Below are 15,561 nucleotides of genomic sequence, written 5' to 3' on the forward strand. Positions count from 1 at the left end.
TCCGGTTGGCTACCCACCCTCTGGTCGTTATTTTTTTCGATGCATTGCCGGGCGTGCGTTTTACCTCCGAGTATGGCGGGTAGGGTTTAGGGGGTTCCCGGCCCGCGGCCGGCACTACCAGTGCCCCCGAATCCGCAATGCCGCCAGATCAGGTAGTGCCGGCCGCTGGCCGGCTCCACGCACATCCATCAACGTTCATTGCTTGCCGCATCGACCAACGGTCTGCGCCTACCGGCTCTACCGCGCCAGGCCGTCCAGCAACGGCAGGTGGGCGGCGTCAACCCCGCCAACCGTCAACGGTTCGGGCGCGATTTCCAGCGGCAGCACTGCCAGGGCCAGGTCACCGGCCACCGAGGCGACGGTGCCGATCGCCGCCTCGTTCTGCTGCACCTGCGTGCCGCTGGTCGTGCCCTCCACGACCCGCAGCAACTGCAGGGCGCGCTTGGCCTTGCCCAGGAAATGGGTGCGGGCCACGATTTCCTGGCCCGGGTAGCAGCCCTTCTTGACGCTGTACCCGTTCAGGCGGTCCAGCCCCAGCTGCTGTGGCGTCCACTGTTCACGCTGATCGGCGTCCAGTCGCGGCAGCCCATAGCGCAGGTCGGACTGGCGCCAGGCCAGTGCGATATCCGCGCTGTCCGCGGCGGCGGCCACGGCATCGGCGGCACCGATCCGCAGGCTGCGCGGAAGCGCGTCGCTGCCCAGGTCCAATTCCACGGTTTCGCCACCAAGTTGCGCAATCGCGGCGCCGGAGGCCGCTTCGGGGGCGGTGAAGCTCGCCACCACGGCCAGGTCGTTGCGCACCTCGATCCGGACCTTGCGGCGGAATACAAAACGCTGCAACTGCGACGCAATCGCATCGGCGTCGCCGTCGGCGAGCAGCAGCACGATGCGCTCCTCGTCCAGCCGCAACAGCTGGAACACAGCAATGGTGCGGCCCTTGGCCGTCAGCCAGGCGCTCCACTGCCAATGCAGCAGGGGCAGGGCGGTGACATCGCTGGAGAATTGGGCATGGGCGAACGCGGCCGCATCGGCACCGCTGAGGCTGAGCAGCTGGTGACCGGGGAGGCGCGAAAAGCCGACGAAATCGGAGGGCAGGTTGTCAGGCACGTGAACGGGGTCTAAAATTTGTGCGTTGCGAGAACACCCATGATAGGCCAAACAACCCCCACTCCAGATTCTGAAGCTGAAGGCACGCTGGTACCGGAGAAGCAGCCGCTTCCCGAGACCGACGCATTGCCTTTGGAAATCGGCGGCCGCGGCGGACTTGATCCGGTGCGGTACGGAGATTGGGAAAAAAACGGACGCTGCATCGATTTCTGATCAGCATTGAGCCAACGCGGCATTGCGCCGCCCAGCCGAGACAACGAGCCCAGCGAATGGCCGCCAGAGAACGTCCCCTTTCCCCGCACCTTCAGGTGTATCGCTGGCAGATTCAGATGGCCACCTCGATCCTGCATCGAGCCACCGGCATCTTTCTGTCTGTTGGAGCCCTGATCATCGCCGGCGGCCTGCTCGCCCTGATGATGGGCCCTGAATCCTGGAACTGCTTCACCGGCCATGCCGGCAGCTGGTACGGCAAGCTGTTCCTGTTCGCCTGGAGCTGGTCCTTCGCCTACCACCTGTGCAATGGCATCCGCCATATCGTGCAGGACTTCGCGATCGGCTTCTCCATTCCCGCCTTCGTGCGCAGCAGCTGGGTCTCGGTCTTCGCCAGCCTGATGATCACCGCCCTGATCTGGGCCTATGTCTTCATGGGAGCGGCCGCATGAACAAGTACCGTACCCCGCTGAAGAACGTGCGTGGCCTGGGCGCCGCCAAGACCGGCACCGAGCATTTCGTGCTGCAGCGCCTGACCGCCACCGCGCTGGTCGGCCTGACCATCTGGTTCCTGGTGTTCGTGCTGAGCCTGATCGGCGCCGATTACGTGGCCGCCACCGACGCGGTGTCCAAGCCGTGGAACGCGGTGCTGCTGGTCGGCTTCCTGGTCGCGATGTTCTGGCATGCCCAGCTCGGCCTGCAGGTCGTGCTGGAAGACTACATCCACAATTCGCTGCTGGCCCTGGCGCTGCAGACCACGGTGAAGTTCATCGCCGTGCTCGGCGGGATCGTCAGTGTTTTTGCGGTCGCCCGCATCGCGCTCGGCGTCGCCTGAGTCCAGGCACCAAGACAGGAATCCAGATTAGATGTCCGCTTACAAGATTACGGAACACAAGTACGACATGGTCGTGGTCGGCGCCGGCGGTGCTGGCCTGCGCGCCACGTTCGGCCTTGCCGCCAAGGGCCTGCAGACGGTCTGTCTGACCAAGGTCTTCCCGACCCGTTCGCACACCGTGGCCGCGCAGGGTGGCATTTCCGCCGCGCTGGGCAACATGGGCGAAGACGACTGGCGCTACCACTTCTTCGACACCATCAAGGGGTCGGATTGGCTGGGTGACCAGGACGCCATCGAGTACATGTGCCGCGAAGCGATCCCGGCCATCATCGAGCTGGAACACTACGGTGTGCCGTTCAGCCGTACCGAAGAGGGCAAGATCTACCAGCGCCCGTTCGGCGGCATGACCACCAAGTACGGCGAAGGCCCGTCCGCGCAGCGCACCTGCGCCGCCGCCGACCGTACCGGCCACGCCATGCTGCACACGCTGTACCAGCAGTCGCTGGCCCACAACGCGCGCTTCATGATCGAGTACTTCGCGCTCGACCTGATCTTCGATGATGAAGGCGTCTGCCGTGGCGTGCTCGCGCTGGACATGGCCGACGGCTCGCTGCACCTGTTCCGCGCCCATGGCGTGGTGCTGGCCACCGGCGGCTACGGCCGCGCCTACTTCAGCGCCACCTCGGCCCACACCTGCACCGGCGACGGCGGCGGTCTGGTCATGCGTGCCGGCCTGCCGATGCAGGACATGGAGTTCGTGCAATTCCACCCGACCGGTATCTACGGCGCGGGCTGCCTGATCACCGAGGGCGTGCGCGGCGAAGGCGGCATCCTGCGCAACAGCAACGGCGAGCGCTTCATGGAGCGCTATGCACCGCACTACAAGGATCTGGCTTCGCGCGACGTGGTGTCGCGTTCGATGACCATCGAGATCCGCGAAGGCCGCGGCGTCGGCGAGCACAAGGATCACATCCTGCTCGACCTGACCCACCTCGGCCCGGGCGTCATCGACGACAAGCTGCCGGGCATCGCTGAAAGCGCCCGCATCTTCGCCGGCGTGGACGTGCACAAGCAGCCGATCCCGGTCATCCCGACCGTGCACTACAACATGGGCGGCATCCCGACCAACTACCACGGCGAAGTCGTGCGCAAGGTCGGCGACAACCCCGATGCGGTCGTGCCGGGCCTGTACGCCATCGGCGAAGCGGCCTGCGTGTCCGTGCACGGCGCCAACCGCCTGGGCTCGAACTCGCTGCTGGATCTGGTCGTGTTCGGCCGTGCGGTGGCCAACCGCTGCGCCGACACCATCAAGTCCGGCGCACCGCACAAGACCCTGCCGTCCGATGCCTGCGACAAGGCCCTGGGCCTGCTCGACAAGCTGCGTTACGCCAACGGCGACACCCCGACCTCGGTCATCCGCGACCGCATGCAGCGCACCATGCAGAACGACGCGGCGGTGTTCCGTACCAGCAAGACGCTGGAAGAGGGCTGCAGCAAGATGGCCGAGATCTTCGACTCCTTCCAGGACGTCAAGGTCTCCGACCGTTCGCTGGTGTGGAACTCGGACCTGATCGAAACCTACGAGCTGAACAACCTGCTGCTCAACGCGGTGGCGACGATCAACTCGGCCGAACAGCGCAAGGAAAGCCGCGGCGCGCATGCGCATGAGGACTTCCCGGACCGCGACGACGTCAACTGGCAGAAGCACACGCTGGTCAACGTCGACGAAAACGGCAAGTGCGAGTTCGACTACCGTCCGGTCCACATGTACACGCTCAGCAAGGACGTGGACGTCGTCCCGCCCAAGCCGCGCGTTTACTAAGAGACCTGCGGCATGACCTCCGTCCACGCAGCGCTCGCGACCGCCGCCACCCGCACGGGTGGGGTGGCGCGTGCGCCGCTGGCCGGTGGTGTCGACTTCCTCATCTTCCGTGCTACCCGCGCCTGCTCCGCAGCGCGAGCCGCCTGAGCCAACGAGAACAGCCATGGCCGAGTTTTCCCTCCCCAAGAATTCCAAGATCGGAAAGGGCAAGCACTTCCCCGCCCAGACCGGTGCGAAGAACACCCGCACCTTCAAGATCTACCGCTGGAGTCCCGACGACGACAGCAATCCGCGCACCGATACGTATGAGATCGATCTGGACGCCTGCGGCCCGATGGTCCTGGACGCGCTGATCAAGATCAAGAACGAGATCGATCCGACCCTGACCTTCCGTCGTTCGTGCCGCGAGGGCATCTGCGGTTCGTGCGCGATGAACATCGACGGCACCAACACGCTGGCCTGCACCCGCGCGATTGCCGACTGCGGCAAGGCCGAAGTGCCGATCTACCCGCTGCCGCACATGAGCGTGGTCAAGGATCTGGTGCCGGACCTGACCCACTTCTACGCGCAGTACGCTTCGATCAAGCCGTGGATCCGTACCCAGACGCCGCCGCCGCCGGATCGCGAGCGCCTGCAGTCGCCGGAAGACCGCAAGAAGCTGGACGGCCTGTACGAGTGCATCCTGTGCGCGTGCTGCTCGACCAGCTGCCCGAGCTACTGGTGGAACGGCGAGCGTTACCTGGGCCCGGCCATCCTGCTGCAGGCCTACCGCTGGATCATCGACTCGCGCGATGAAGACACCGGTGCGCGCCTGGACGAGCTGGAAGACCCGTTCAAGCTGTACCGTTGCCACACCATCATGAACTGCTCGCGTACCTGCCCGAAGGGCCTGAACCCGGCTCTGGCCATTGCCGAGATCAAGAAGCTGATGATGGCGCGTCGCGCCTGATCCAGGTGTGTCCTGCAGCGCCACGCCATGCGTGGCTTTGCAGAAAAAGATCGAAACGGTAGAGCCACGCCATGCGTGGCTTTGCCTTATCTGGAAACGCAGAAAATGGATGAAGCAACCGAACTGAAAAAACTGCGCTGGCGTTGCCGCCGCGGCATGCGCGAGCTGGACCAGCTGTTCGGCCGTTACCTGGACCGTTGCTGGCTGCAGGCACCGACAGACGAGCGCGAGGTTTTCCTGTTCCTGCTCGAGAGCGAGGACGATAAGTTGTGGCGCTGGTTCATGGGCTACGAGGAGTGCCCGCATGCCGCGCCCGCCGCCCTCATCGCCCGGATCCGCGCCCTTCCGGCGTGAGTGGCATCCCTCGCGCTGGCAGTGCCGCGCGCTGATCGCCATGGGGGCGCTGATGCCCTGGGCGCTGTGGTCGACCGATCTGCCCGTGCCCTGGGGTCTGGCGCTGGGCATGGCGGCGATGGCCGGCACCTGGTGGGAGGCGTGGCGATATGCGCACCGCCCGGGCTGCGTCTTCGTGATTCCGGCGGACGAAGACCCGGCACAGGTGGATGGCGAGCCGGTCGAGGAGCTGCAGATGCGGCGCCGCGGCCCGCTGGTGCAGCTGGCCTGGCGGCACGAGGGGCGCCGCCACTGGCGTTTGTTCTGGCCGGATACCCTCCCGCAGGGGGAGGCACGTGAACTGCGACTAGCCGTCCGGGCACACTGCATTTCCCGTTCACCCCCTGCAGTGGCACCATAGCCTGAATTGTCCGGCGTACCTGCATGTTCAAACCCATACCTGTCTCGATTGGCCTGCGCTACCTGCGCGCCAAACGCCGCAACGGCTTCATCTCCTTCATCTCCATGGCCTCGATCCTCGGCATTGCCCTGGGCGTGACCGTGCTGATCACCACGCTGGCGGTCATGAGCGGTTTCCAGAAGGAAATCCGCGATCGACTGCTGCAGATGACCGCGCACACCACCATCACCACCGACGGCGCGCCGATGGCCGACTGGGCGCATGCGGTGGAGGTGGCGAAAAAGGATCCGCGTGTCGCCGGCGCGGCGCCGTATATCGAAATCCAGGCCATGCTCAGCGGTCCCCGCGTGCAGGGCGCCATCGTGCAGGGCATCGACCCGGCGCTGGAGCCGAACGTCTCGGTGATCAACCAGAAGGTCAAGAAGGGCAGTTTCGACAGCCTGACCGCGGGCAGCTACAACCTGCTGGTCGGCAAGGAGCTGGCGATCTACCTCGGCGTCGGCGTCGGCGATACCGTGCTGGTGACACTCGCAGAAGTGCAGGGCACGCCGATCGGTGCGATCCCGCGCATGAAGCGCTTCACCGTCAGTGGCATCTTCGAAGCCGGCTACAACGAGGTCGACCGCGGCGTGGCATACGCCAACATGGCCGATCTGGAAAAGGTGCTGCGCATCGACGGTGTCACCGGCGTGCGCCTCAAGCTGCATGACATGGACAAGGCGCTGGACGTCGGCGTCGATCTGGCCCACAACCTGACGGGCGCCTACCGCGTCAGCGACTGGACCCAGCAGAACGCCAACCTCTACCACTCGCTGCGCATGGAGAAGGTGGTGATGGGCATCCTGCTCTCGCTGATCATCGCCATGGGCGCCTTCAACCTGGTCTCCTCGCAGGTGATGCTGGTCACCGACAAACAGGCCGACATCGCCATCCTGCGCACGCTCGGGCTCACCCCGGGCGGGGTCATGCAGGTGTTCATGGTGCAGGGCTCGCTGATCGGCATCTTCGGCACCGTGCTCGGCGTGATCGGCGGCATCACCCTGACCTTGAACCTGGAGCGCATCCTCGGGGCGATCGAGACCCTGTTCAACGTCAAGCTGCTGCCGGAAGACGTCTACTACATCACCGGCCTGCCGACCGACATGCAGACCCCGGACATCATCGTGATCACCGCCGTGGCGCTGGTCATGAGCTTCCTTGCCACCCTGTATCCCGCCTGGCGCGCGGCACGCACCCAGCCGGCGGAGGCCCTGCGTTATGAATGAAGCACTCACCCTGGGCGAAGAAGTCATCCGCGCCGAAGCCCTGGCCAAGACCTACGCCGAAGGCCGCATGCAGACGCCCGTGTTCAACGGGCTGGACCTGCGCGTGGCCGCGGGCGAAACCGTGGCCATCATCGGTGCCTCCGGCGCCGGCAAGAGCACCCTGCTGCACCTGCTGGGCGGCCTGGATACGCCGACGGCGGGAGAGGTCTATGTGGCCGGCCAGCGCATGTCCGGCCTGTCCGACAGCCAGCGCGGCCGGCTGCGCAACCGCGCGCTCGGCTTCGTCTACCAGTTCCACCACCTGCTGCCCGAATTCACCGCGCTGGAAAACGTGATGATGCCGGTGCTGCTCGGGGGCGAAGAAGTGGTGGACGCGCGCACCCGCGCGCAGGCGCTGCTGGAATCGGTCGGCCTGGGCCATCGCCTGGACCACAAACCCGGTGAACTCTCCGGTGGTGAGCGCCAGCGCGCTGCCGTCGCCCGTGCGCTGGTCAACCGACCGGCCTGCGTGCTCGGCGACGAGCCGACCGGCAACCTGGATGACAAGACGGCGGCGACCGTGTTCGAGCTGATGCTGGAGCTCAACCGCGCGCACCACACCAGCCTGGTGCTGGTGACCCATGATCGCTCGCTGGCGCGCAAGCTGGACCGCGTGCTGGAGCTGCGCGAAGGGCGGCTGCACAGCCTGGCCCACAGCGAGGTCTGAGCAGGCATCGGTGCCTGCCTGGGCGCTGAACACCCGGCGGGTTCCTCTCGCCGGGACCACGCCGGGCGGCGCATCATCGGCGCACATTCTCCAGCAGGAGGCGTCATGAAGCAGACCCTCGCCATCGCGGCCCTGTGCCTTGGGCTGGCCGCGTGCGCCAGTACCGGCCGCCTATCCACCGCGCAGAAGCTCGATCTCTACCGCGCCCACGCCGGGCCGCCGCAGCAGGACATGCCACTGTATGGTTCGCTGTCAGGCTGGACCGAACTGGGCGACAGCGCGCTGGCGGTGTGGACACGCCCGAGCGAAGGCTATCTGCTGGAACTGACCGGGCCGTGCCAGGGGCTGGACTACGCCCCGGCGATCGGCCTGACCAGCCGGGTCGGCCGTGTGTCGGCGCGCTTCGACAAGGTGCTGGTGCGCGACCCCACGCCCGGACCGATGAACATGCCGTGCTTCATCAGCAGCATCCGCAAGCTCGATACCAAGGCGCTGCGCGCCTCCGAGCAGGAGCTGCGGCAGGCGCAGCTGCAGGAGCGCGAAGAAGGCCAGCAGGCGCCAACCCGGTAATGCCGGCCGCTGGCCGGCCAAGGTCACGCCTCCGGAACGAATCCGGCCGGCTTTTCGGCGCCACCGCTGAACAGATACTTCACCAGTTCCTCTTCCAGGAACGCGCGGTGCTTGGGATCACGCGGCGACAGACGGTTTTCGTTGATCAGCATGGTCTGGTGCGCCAGCCACGCGGCCCACGCCGGCTTGCCGATGTGGTTGAAGATGCGCTGGCCCAGTTCGCCGGGGTAGGGCACGAAGTCCAGGCCTTCGGCGTCGCGTTGTTCGTACTGGCAGAAAACGGTGCGGGGCATAGCGTTACTCGATGTCTTGGGATGTTGCTGCGCGGCGCATTGTACGGCGCTTGGGCTGAGCGGGCGGTGCACCGGTCTCCAGCAGCTTGCGGATCGGCGCGGGCAGGCCCAGCGTGACCCGTTCTTCGGCAGCGACCCAGCGCAGCCCCTCGGTCTCGTTGCGCAGGCCCTGCACCGTTGCCACCAGCACCTGCAGGTGCAGCCGGTAGTGGCTGAAGGTGTGTTCCAGCACCGGTAGCGGCTCGGCATCGTCCAGCGAACCCTCAATGTGCGCGTCGAACCAGTCCTGCAGCGCGACCCCGCTGTCGGCCTGGGGCAGGGTCCACAACTGTGCCCAGATCCCCGTGTCCGGCCGCTTCTGCAGCAGCACCCGGCCGCGCGCATCGCGCAGCAGCAGCGCCACCGCCTCGCGTTCGGGCAGGGTCTTGCCCGGCTTGGGCGTCGGCAGCTGATCGGTGCGGCCCTCGCGACGCGCCACGCAGGTGGCCTGCAGCGGGCAGATCACGCAGGCCGGTCGGCTGCGGCTGCAGACGCTGGCGCCCAGGTCCATCTGCGCCTGGGTGTAATCGACCATGCGCGATGCCGGTACCTGCGCAGCATGCGCCTCGGCCACCGCCCAGAGCTGTTTTTCGATCACCGGCAGGCCGGGGAAGCCCTCGATGCCGTGATAGCGGGTCAGTACGCGTTTGACGTTGCCGTCGAGAATCGCGAACCGATCATTCCAGGCCTGGCTGAGGATCGCGCCCGCGGTGCTGCGGCCGATGCCGGGCAGCGCGTGCAGCGCATCGAAATCACGTGGCAACTCGCCGTCGTGCAGTTCGACGCAGCGTTGTGCAGCGGCATGCAGGTTGCGTGCACGGGCGTAGTACCCGAGCCCGGCCCACTGTGCCATCACCGCATCGTTGCTGGCCGCGGCCAGGTCGGGCAGGGTCGGGAACACGTCGAGGAATTTCAGGAAGTACGGGATGACCGTGCCGACCTGGGTCTGCTGCAGCATGATCTCCGACAGCCACACCCGGTACGGGGTGCGTGGGTGCTGCCACGGCAGGTCATGCCGGCCGTGGTCGTCGAACCAGTGCAGCAGCCGCGCGACAAAGACATCGTCGGTCGGCACCGGGGCGCTGGCGGGAGGCTGGCGGGTCATGCAGGTTCCGGAGGAAGGGGGAGAGCCACGCCATGCGTGGCTGCATCGGCTCAGGCGCCCAGTGCTTCCGGCAGCAGTGCGTCGACGAAGGCTTCCGGATCGAACACGCGCAGGTCTTCCGGGCGCTCGCCGATGCCGCAGAAGCGGATCGGAATGCCGAACTCGCGGGCCAGCGCGAACACCACGCCACCCTTGGCCGTGCCGTCCAGCTTGGTCACCACCAGGCCGGTCACGTTGACCGCCGCATGGAACTGACGCAGCTGCGACAGCGCGTTCTGGCCGGTGGTGCCATCGATGACCATCAGCACTTCGTGCGGGGCATCGGGATCGATCTTGCCGAGCACCCGGCGGATCTTGCCCAGCTCGTTCATCAGGCCGGCCTGGGTGTGCAGGCGGCCGGCGGTATCGGCGATCAGCACTTCGGTGCCGCGGGCCTTGCCCGCCTGCAGCGCATCGAAGGCGACCGAGGCCGCATCGGCGTTCTGGCCCTGCGCGACCACGGCGACGCCGTTGCGTTCGCCCCAGGCCTGCAACTGCGCGACGGCAGCGGCACGGAAGGTATCGCCGGCGGCCAGCATCAGGCTGTGCCCGTCGTCCTTGAAACGCTTGGCCAGCTTGCCGATGGTGGTGGTCTTGCCGACGCCATTGACGCCGACGGTGAGCACCACGAACGGCTTGGCGGTGCGGTCGATGACCAGCGGCTTGGCGACCGGCTGCAGGATCGCGATCAGTTCGGCGCGCAGCGCGGTCAGCAGCGCATTGGCATCGGTGAACTCGCGCGCCTTCATCCGCTTGCGCAGGCCTTCGACCAGCGCGGTGGTCGCGCCGACGCCGACATCGGCGGTGATCAGCGCGGTTTCCAGCTCGTCGAGCAGGTCGTCATCGAGCTTGGGATTGCGCGCGAACAGGCCGCCGAAGCTGCGTGCGATCACGCTGTTGCGCAGGCGCTCGCGCCAGCCGCTCTTGCCGGCGGCGGCGGGAGCCATGTCGTGGGAGGTCGGGCGCTCGGTCACGATGGTCGGGGCGACCGGGGCTGGAGCAACCGGAGCAACCGGGGTGACAGCCGGCGGTGCGACCACAGCGGGCGCGGGTGCGCTTACCGGGGCGATCGGTGCTTGAACCGGTGCGGTCACCGCAGGCGCGGGGGCGATCGGTTCCGGCGCAACCGGAGCAGTCACCACGGGTGCGGGCGCAACCGGGGCCGGTGCCAGCGGTGCAGCCACCACGGGGGTAGGCACCACAGGGGCAGGCACAACCGGCGCAGGAACCACAGGCGCAGGCACGACCGGCGTCGGCGCGATCACGCGCGCTACCGGAGCGGCCGGCTCGGCAGCGGGAACAGGGGTTTCCACCACGGGCGGCAGCGGCGCAGGCGCCGGCGGTGGCGCAGGCTCGGGAGTGGCCTGGGGGAACGCGGCAGCCAGCTCCTCGGTGGAGTAATGCTGGGTCTTGGTCGCCTCTTGCGGGGCGTCCTGGGGCTTTTTGCGACGGAAGAAGCTGAGCATTGGCAAAAGACGCTGAAATCAGAGGGGTATGCTACCACTGCGCCCCGAATGCCCATGGGCGTGCAGGTGCGGTGGGGCGGGACTCAAGTAATGGCCGATGCGGCCGTTACCGGTTGTGAAGGGCTGCGCCATGTGGGTGCGGCCAGAACAACGAAACGGTGAATGATGAGCGTGATGTCCATTGCCAGCTCAGGCATGCGCGCTGCCTCGCTGGGCGTGCAGGCTGCGGCCTCCAACGTGGCACGGCTGCCGGTCACGGAGACCACCCGGCTGGGTGTCGCCCAGACGACAGCGGCAGGAGGCGGCGTCACCGCCACCGTGGTTGCCGCGCCGGACGACGCCAATGCGCCGATCGCGGACCTGTTGACGGCCAGGGAAGCCGCGCTGGCGTTTGCCGCCAACGCGACGGTGGTCCGCCGTCAGGACGAGATGCTGGGCACCCTGCTGGACCGCTGGGCCTGATCCGGTCGGTGTGCCGGCCGCTGTGGCCGGCACCCTCCCGTAGCGCCCGTTACGCCGACAGCTCCAGCAGCAGCTTGTTGAGCCGGCGCACATACGCCGCCGGGTCCTTCAGCGTGTCGCCCGCGGCCAGCGCTGCCTGGTCGAACAGCACGCGGCTCAGATCGTCGAAGCGCGCGGCATCGCCTTCCTGATCCAGCTTGCCGATCAGCGGATGGCCCGGGTTGAACTCGAACACCGGCTTGCTGTCAGGCACTTTCTGGCCGCTGGCTTCCAGGATCTGGCGCATCTGCAGGCCCAGGTCCTGTTCGCCGATCGCCAGGATCGCCGGCGAATCGGTCAGGCGGTGCGAAACGCGCACGTCGGCGACGTCGTCACCCAGTGCGGTCTTGATGCGGTCCACCAGCGCCTGCTTGTCCTTGGCGACGGCTTCCTGGGCCTGCTTGTCTTCGGCGCTTTCCAGCGCACCCAGGTCCAGATCGCCACGCGCGACATCGACGAACGACTTGCCGTCGAACTCGGTGAGGTAGCCCATCAGCCACTCGTCGATGCGGTCGGTGAGCAGCAGCACTTCCACGCCCTTCTTGCGGAACACTTCCAGGTGCGGACTGTCCTTGACCTGGGTGTGGCTGTCGCCGGTCAGGAAGTAGATCTTGTCCTGGCCCTCGATCATGCGGCCCACGTAGTCGGCCAGCGAGACGCTGGGCTCGCCGCTGTCGTCATGGGTGGAGGCGAAGCGCAGCAGGCCGGCGATCTTCTCGCGGTTGCCATAGTCTTCCGCCGGACCTTCCTTGAGCACCTGGCCGAACTGCTTCCAGAAGCCGGCATAGACCTCCGGCTTGTCCTTGGCCAGCTTCTCCAGCATGTCCAGCGAGCGCTTGGTCAGCGCCGACTTCATCGAATCGATGACCGGGCCGGACTGCAGGATTTCGCGCGAGACGTTCAAGGAGAGATCGTTGGAATCCACCACGCCCTTGATGAAGCGCAGGTACAGCGGCAGGAACTGCTCGGCTTGGTCCATGACGAAGACGCGCTGGACGTAGAGCTTCAGGCCCTTGGGCGCATCGCGGTGGTACAGGTCGAACGGGGCGTGGCCGGGGACGTACAGCAGCGAGGTGTACTCGAGCTTGCCTTCCACCTTGTTGTGGCTCCACGCCAGCGGATCCTGGTGGTCGTGCGCGGCGTGCTTGTAGAACTCCTGGTACTCGGCGTCGGTGATCTCCGTACGCGGCCGCGTCCACAGCGCGCTGGCACGGTTGACGGTTTCCCATTCGATCTCGGCCGGGGCGTCTTCGCCGTGATGTTCCTTGACCATCTGGATCGGCAGGCCGATGTGGTCGGAGTACTTCTTGATGATCCCGCGCAGGCGCCAGCCGTCGGCGAAGTCGCGCTGGTCATCCTTGAGGTGCAGGACGATGCGGGTGCCGCGCTCGGGCTTGTCGATGCCTTCCACGTCGAACTCGCCTTCGCCGCGCGAGGACCAGTGCACGCCCTCGCTGGCGGGCAGGCCGGCGCGACGGGAGTAGACGTCGACCTGGTCGGCGACGATGAAGGCGCTGTAGAAACCAACGCCGAACTGGCCGATCAGCTGGGAGTCCTTCTTCTGGTCGCCGGAGAGCTGGCGCAGGAAGTCGCCGGTGCCGGATTTGGCGATGGTGCCCAGGTGGGCGATCGCTTCGTCACGGCTCATGCCGATGCCGTTGTCGTCGATGGTCAGGGTGTTGGCCGTGGCATCGAAGCTGACGCGGATGCGCAGGTCGCCGTCGTTCTCGAGCAGGTCCGGCTGGGTCAGCGCTTCGAAGCGCAGCTTGTCCGAGGCGTCGGCCGCGTTGGAGATCAGCTCGCGAAGGAAGATTTCCTTGTTGGAGTACAGCGAGTGGATCATCAGCTGCAGCAGCTGTTTGACTTCGGTCTGGAAGCCCAGGGTTTCTTTTTGGGTCTGCACGGTCATGGGTCGTGTTGCTCCTTGGGACATTGCCGCGCCCGGCGCGGCGGCTGGCTCAAGGGGTAGGGGTGGATTGTCCCGAATTCAAGGCCGCCGCCCTCGGCTCGTAGGTCGTACGTGCGGCCGGTAGAGCCACGCCATGCGTGGCTGCATTTCCTTCGGGCATCGGGGCACCGGGTGGAGACAACCACCGGACCGCCTAGAATGTCGTCCTGAACTGCCTGCCATCCGTGCCCATGACCCGTTTCCGCCCGTTCGCCCCTCCCATCGCCCTCCGCCCCAGGAGCCACGCATGAAGCCGCGCCAGCCGGCGGCCGCCGTGGGCCAGGTGCGGATCATCGGGGGCCGGTGGCGCAATACGAAGCTGCCGGTACCGCTGTCGCCGGGGCTGCGGCCCAGCAGCGACCGGGTGCGGGAGACGCTGTTCAACTGGCTGATGCCGCGCCTGGGCGGGGCGCGGGTGCTGGATCTGTTCGCCGGGAGCGGGGCGCTGGGGCTGGAGGCGGTGTCGCGCGGGGCGGCGCAGGCGACGCTGGTCGAGCGCGATGCGGCGTTGTCCCGCCAGTTGCGCGAGTCGGTCGCCAGGCTGGGGGCGCAGGACCAGATCGCGGTGGTCCAGGCGGATGCGCTGCAGTGGCTGCGGCAGCCGGCCGGGCCGCTGGCGGATATCGCGTTCGTCGATCCGCCGTTTGCCGATGGGCTGTGGGAGGCGGTGATCGCCGGCCTGCCGTCGCATCTGGCCGCCGATGCCTGGCTGTACGTGGAGTCGCCGGCCGATCAGGCGCCGAAGATGCCCGCGACGTGGCTGCTGCACCGCGAGGGGGGCACCCGGGAGGTCCGTTTTGCCCTGTATCGGCGCGCCACTGCTACACTTTCACCAGACCAACACGCGTAGCTGACGTATGACCGTGGCCAACCGCCGCATTGCCGTGTACCCGGGCACCTTCGATCCGATCACCAACGGTCACATCGATCTGGTGAACCGCGCTGCGCCCCTGTTCGAGAAGGTGGTGGTGGGCGTGGCGCAGAGTCCGTCCAAGGGGCCGACGCTGCCGCTGGAGCTGCGCGTTCAGCTGGCCCGCGATGCGCTGGGCCACAACCGCAACGTGGAAGTGCGTGGTTTCGATACCCTGCTGGCGCATTTCGTGCGCTCGGTGCAGGGCGGGGTGCTGCTGCGCGGCCTGCGCGCGGTGTCCGATTTCGAATACGAATTCCAGATGGCGAGCATGAACCGTCATCTGATCCCGGAGGTCGAGACGCTGTTCCTGACCCCGGCCGAGCAGCACAGCTTCATTTCGTCTTCGCTGGTCCGCGAGATCGCCCGCCTGGGCGGCGACGTGTCCGGCTTTGTGCCGTCCGCCGTGCTTGAGGCGCTGCGCAAGGTCCGTGAAGCGAAGTCGGGCCAAGCGTAGTACCTGTCAGACCCATACATACCAAGAATCACCAAGGGAGGAATTCCATGAACAACACCATGCGTGCCATGTTGATCGCGTCGTTCGCGCTGGCCTTCACCGCCTGCAAGAAGGAAGAGGCCGCACCGGTCGTCGAAGCCCAGCAGGCGCTGGTCGCCCCGGCTGCCGATGACGATGCCGGCTGGAAGAAGTACCTGCAGGCCGTGGCCGTGCAGAACATGGGCAACATCAGCAACAGCCCGTATCTGTACTACCTCTCGCCGGAATCGGATCCGGAATTCGCCGCCAAGTATGAGCGTCAGGTCGAAAGCGCCACCCAGGCCGTCGCCCGTGGCGTGCAGCCGGGCAACATGCTGGCCTTCGGTTCCTCGGCTTCGGCCAAGATGGCCGACATGATCCAGGCCGTGTTCAAGGACGTCTCGCCGGACTCGATGAAGGGTGTGCGCGTGGTCTTCATCGGCAAGGCCGCCGACAACGCCCGCGTCCAGTCGATCATCCAGCCGACCGGCGCCGAGTACATCTTCGTCGAAGCCAAGTAACCCGTGCAGTGGCGGCCGCGCCTTGTGCGCGGCCCGGGTGGCGCCC

The 15,561-nt window shown here is 66.8% G+C and carries 19 protein-coding genes; 14 read left to right on the forward strand and 5 right to left on the reverse strand.

What is annotated here, in order from left to right; all coding sequences use genetic code 11:
• Window positions 1-237: 237 nt before the first annotated feature.
• On the reverse strand, window positions 238-1,107 hold the full coding sequence (locus ABE434_RS03980; protein WP_346477904.1) for a folate-binding protein: 870 nt from the start codon (window positions 1,105-1,107) through the stop codon (window positions 238-240).
• Between the two features lie 39 nt (window positions 1,108-1,146).
• Between ABE434_RS03980 and ABE434_RS03985 the strand changes: the two genes are divergently transcribed.
• The 10 genes from ABE434_RS03985 (at window position 1,147) to ABE434_RS04030 (ending at window position 8,218) form a co-directional block, all read left to right on the forward strand.
• A complete protein-coding gene (locus ABE434_RS03985; RefSeq protein ID WP_176989688.1) occupies window positions 1,147-1,320 on the forward strand; it encodes a DUF1674 domain-containing protein in 174 nt (57 codons plus the stop codon).
• A gap of 56 nt (window positions 1,321-1,376) precedes the next feature.
• Window positions 1,377-1,769: a succinate dehydrogenase, cytochrome b556 subunit gene (gene sdhC / locus ABE434_RS03990; protein ID WP_346477905.1), complete on the forward strand. Its 393-nt coding sequence runs from the start codon at window positions 1,377-1,379 to the stop codon at window positions 1,767-1,769.
• Window positions 1,766-2,152, forward strand: a complete 387-nt coding sequence (gene sdhD / locus ABE434_RS03995; protein WP_346477906.1) for a succinate dehydrogenase, hydrophobic membrane anchor protein — start codon at window positions 1,766-1,768, stop codon at window positions 2,150-2,152. The genes sdhC and sdhD overlap by 4 nt, the downstream gene beginning before the upstream one ends.
• A gap of 31 nt (window positions 2,153-2,183) precedes the next feature.
• Window positions 2,184-3,974 (forward strand): succinate dehydrogenase flavoprotein subunit, encoded by a 1,791-nt coding sequence (gene sdhA / locus ABE434_RS04000; RefSeq protein ID WP_228887519.1) that lies wholly within the window; start codon window positions 2,184-2,186, stop codon window positions 3,972-3,974.
• Between the two features lie 163 nt (window positions 3,975-4,137).
• A complete protein-coding gene (locus ABE434_RS04005) occupies window positions 4,138-4,923 on the forward strand; it encodes a succinate dehydrogenase iron-sulfur subunit (RefSeq protein ID WP_088432210.1) in 786 nt (261 codons plus the stop codon).
• 105 nt (window positions 4,924-5,028) lie between these two features.
• Complete coding sequence (locus ABE434_RS04010; RefSeq protein ID WP_019183252.1) at window positions 5,029-5,277, forward strand: succinate dehydrogenase assembly factor 2; 249 nt, start codon at window positions 5,029-5,031, stop codon at window positions 5,275-5,277.
• Window positions 5,278-5,329: 52 nt separating this feature from the next.
• The gene (locus tag ABE434_RS04015; RefSeq protein WP_346477907.1) at window positions 5,330-5,677 is read left to right on the forward strand and encodes a hypothetical protein; all 348 of its coding nucleotides are present in this window, start codon (window positions 5,330-5,332) and stop codon (window positions 5,675-5,677) included.
• Between the two features lie 23 nt (window positions 5,678-5,700).
• A complete protein-coding gene (locus tag ABE434_RS04020; protein ID WP_346477908.1) occupies window positions 5,701-6,942 on the forward strand; it encodes a lipoprotein-releasing ABC transporter permease subunit in 1,242 nt (413 codons plus the stop codon).
• Window positions 6,935-7,648: a lipoprotein-releasing ABC transporter ATP-binding protein LolD gene (lolD, locus tag ABE434_RS04025; RefSeq protein ID WP_179459209.1), complete on the forward strand. Its 714-nt coding sequence runs from the start codon at window positions 6,935-6,937 to the stop codon at window positions 7,646-7,648. The genes ABE434_RS04020 and lolD overlap by 8 nt, the downstream gene beginning before the upstream one ends.
• A gap of 105 nt (window positions 7,649-7,753) precedes the next feature.
• Window positions 7,754-8,218 (forward strand): DUF6491 family protein, encoded by a 465-nt coding sequence (locus ABE434_RS04030; protein ID WP_346477909.1) that lies wholly within the window; start codon window positions 7,754-7,756, stop codon window positions 8,216-8,218.
• Window positions 8,219-8,241: 23 nt separating this feature from the next.
• Here the strand turns inward: ABE434_RS04030 and ABE434_RS04035 are convergent, their stop codons facing one another.
• From ABE434_RS04035 to ftsY, 3 genes are read right to left on the reverse strand one after another with little or no spacing between them, the layout of a single operon-like run.
• Complete coding sequence (locus ABE434_RS04035; RefSeq protein WP_019183247.1) at window positions 8,242-8,511, reverse strand: oxidative damage protection protein; 270 nt, start codon at window positions 8,509-8,511, stop codon at window positions 8,242-8,244.
• A gap of 4 nt (window positions 8,512-8,515) precedes the next feature.
• Window positions 8,516-9,655 carry an A/G-specific adenine glycosylase gene (gene mutY, locus ABE434_RS04040; protein ID WP_346477910.1) on the reverse strand — a complete coding sequence of 380 codons (1,140 nt, stop codon included), beginning with the start codon at window positions 9,653-9,655 and terminating at the stop codon, window positions 8,516-8,518.
• Between the two features lie 50 nt (window positions 9,656-9,705).
• Window positions 9,706-11,160, reverse strand: a complete 1,455-nt coding sequence (ftsY, locus tag ABE434_RS04045) for a signal recognition particle-docking protein FtsY (protein ID WP_346477911.1) — start codon at window positions 11,158-11,160, stop codon at window positions 9,706-9,708.
• Window positions 11,161-11,325: 165 nt separating this feature from the next.
• Between ftsY and ABE434_RS04050 the strand changes: the two genes are divergently transcribed.
• Entirely contained in the window at window positions 11,326-11,622 is a 297-nt protein-coding gene (locus tag ABE434_RS04050; protein ID WP_346477912.1) for a hypothetical protein, read from the forward strand.
• Between the two features lie 49 nt (window positions 11,623-11,671).
• Here ABE434_RS04050 and htpG read toward each other — a convergent pair whose 3' ends face one another.
• Window positions 11,672-13,570 (reverse strand): molecular chaperone HtpG, encoded by a 1,899-nt coding sequence (gene htpG, locus ABE434_RS04055; protein ID WP_179459204.1) that lies wholly within the window; start codon window positions 13,568-13,570, stop codon window positions 11,672-11,674.
• A gap of 286 nt (window positions 13,571-13,856) precedes the next feature.
• Here htpG and rsmD point away from each other — a divergent pair, with 286 nt between their 5' ends.
• Genes rsmD through ABE434_RS04070 form a run of 3 tightly spaced genes read left to right on the forward strand, consistent with a single transcriptional unit; the run spans window position 13,857 to window position 15,515 of the window.
• Window positions 13,857-14,459, forward strand: coding sequence for a 16S rRNA (guanine(966)-N(2))-methyltransferase RsmD (rsmD, locus tag ABE434_RS04060; protein WP_346477913.1), 603 nt, complete (start codon window positions 13,857-13,859; stop codon window positions 14,457-14,459).
• A 7-nt stretch (window positions 14,460-14,466) separates the two neighbouring features.
• Entirely contained in the window at window positions 14,467-14,976 is a 510-nt protein-coding gene (coaD, locus tag ABE434_RS04065) for a pantetheine-phosphate adenylyltransferase (RefSeq protein WP_019183241.1), read from the forward strand.
• A gap of 47 nt (window positions 14,977-15,023) precedes the next feature.
• Window positions 15,024-15,515, forward strand: coding sequence for a hypothetical protein (locus ABE434_RS04070; RefSeq protein ID WP_070427135.1), 492 nt, complete (start codon window positions 15,024-15,026; stop codon window positions 15,513-15,515).
• The last annotated feature ends 46 nt before the right edge of the window (window positions 15,516-15,561 follow it).

The sequence above is a fragment of the Stenotrophomonas sp. TWI1183 genome, from assembly GCF_039673115.1.
Taxonomy (GTDB): domain Bacteria; phylum Pseudomonadota; class Gammaproteobacteria; order Xanthomonadales; family Xanthomonadaceae; genus Stenotrophomonas; species Stenotrophomonas maltophilia_AA.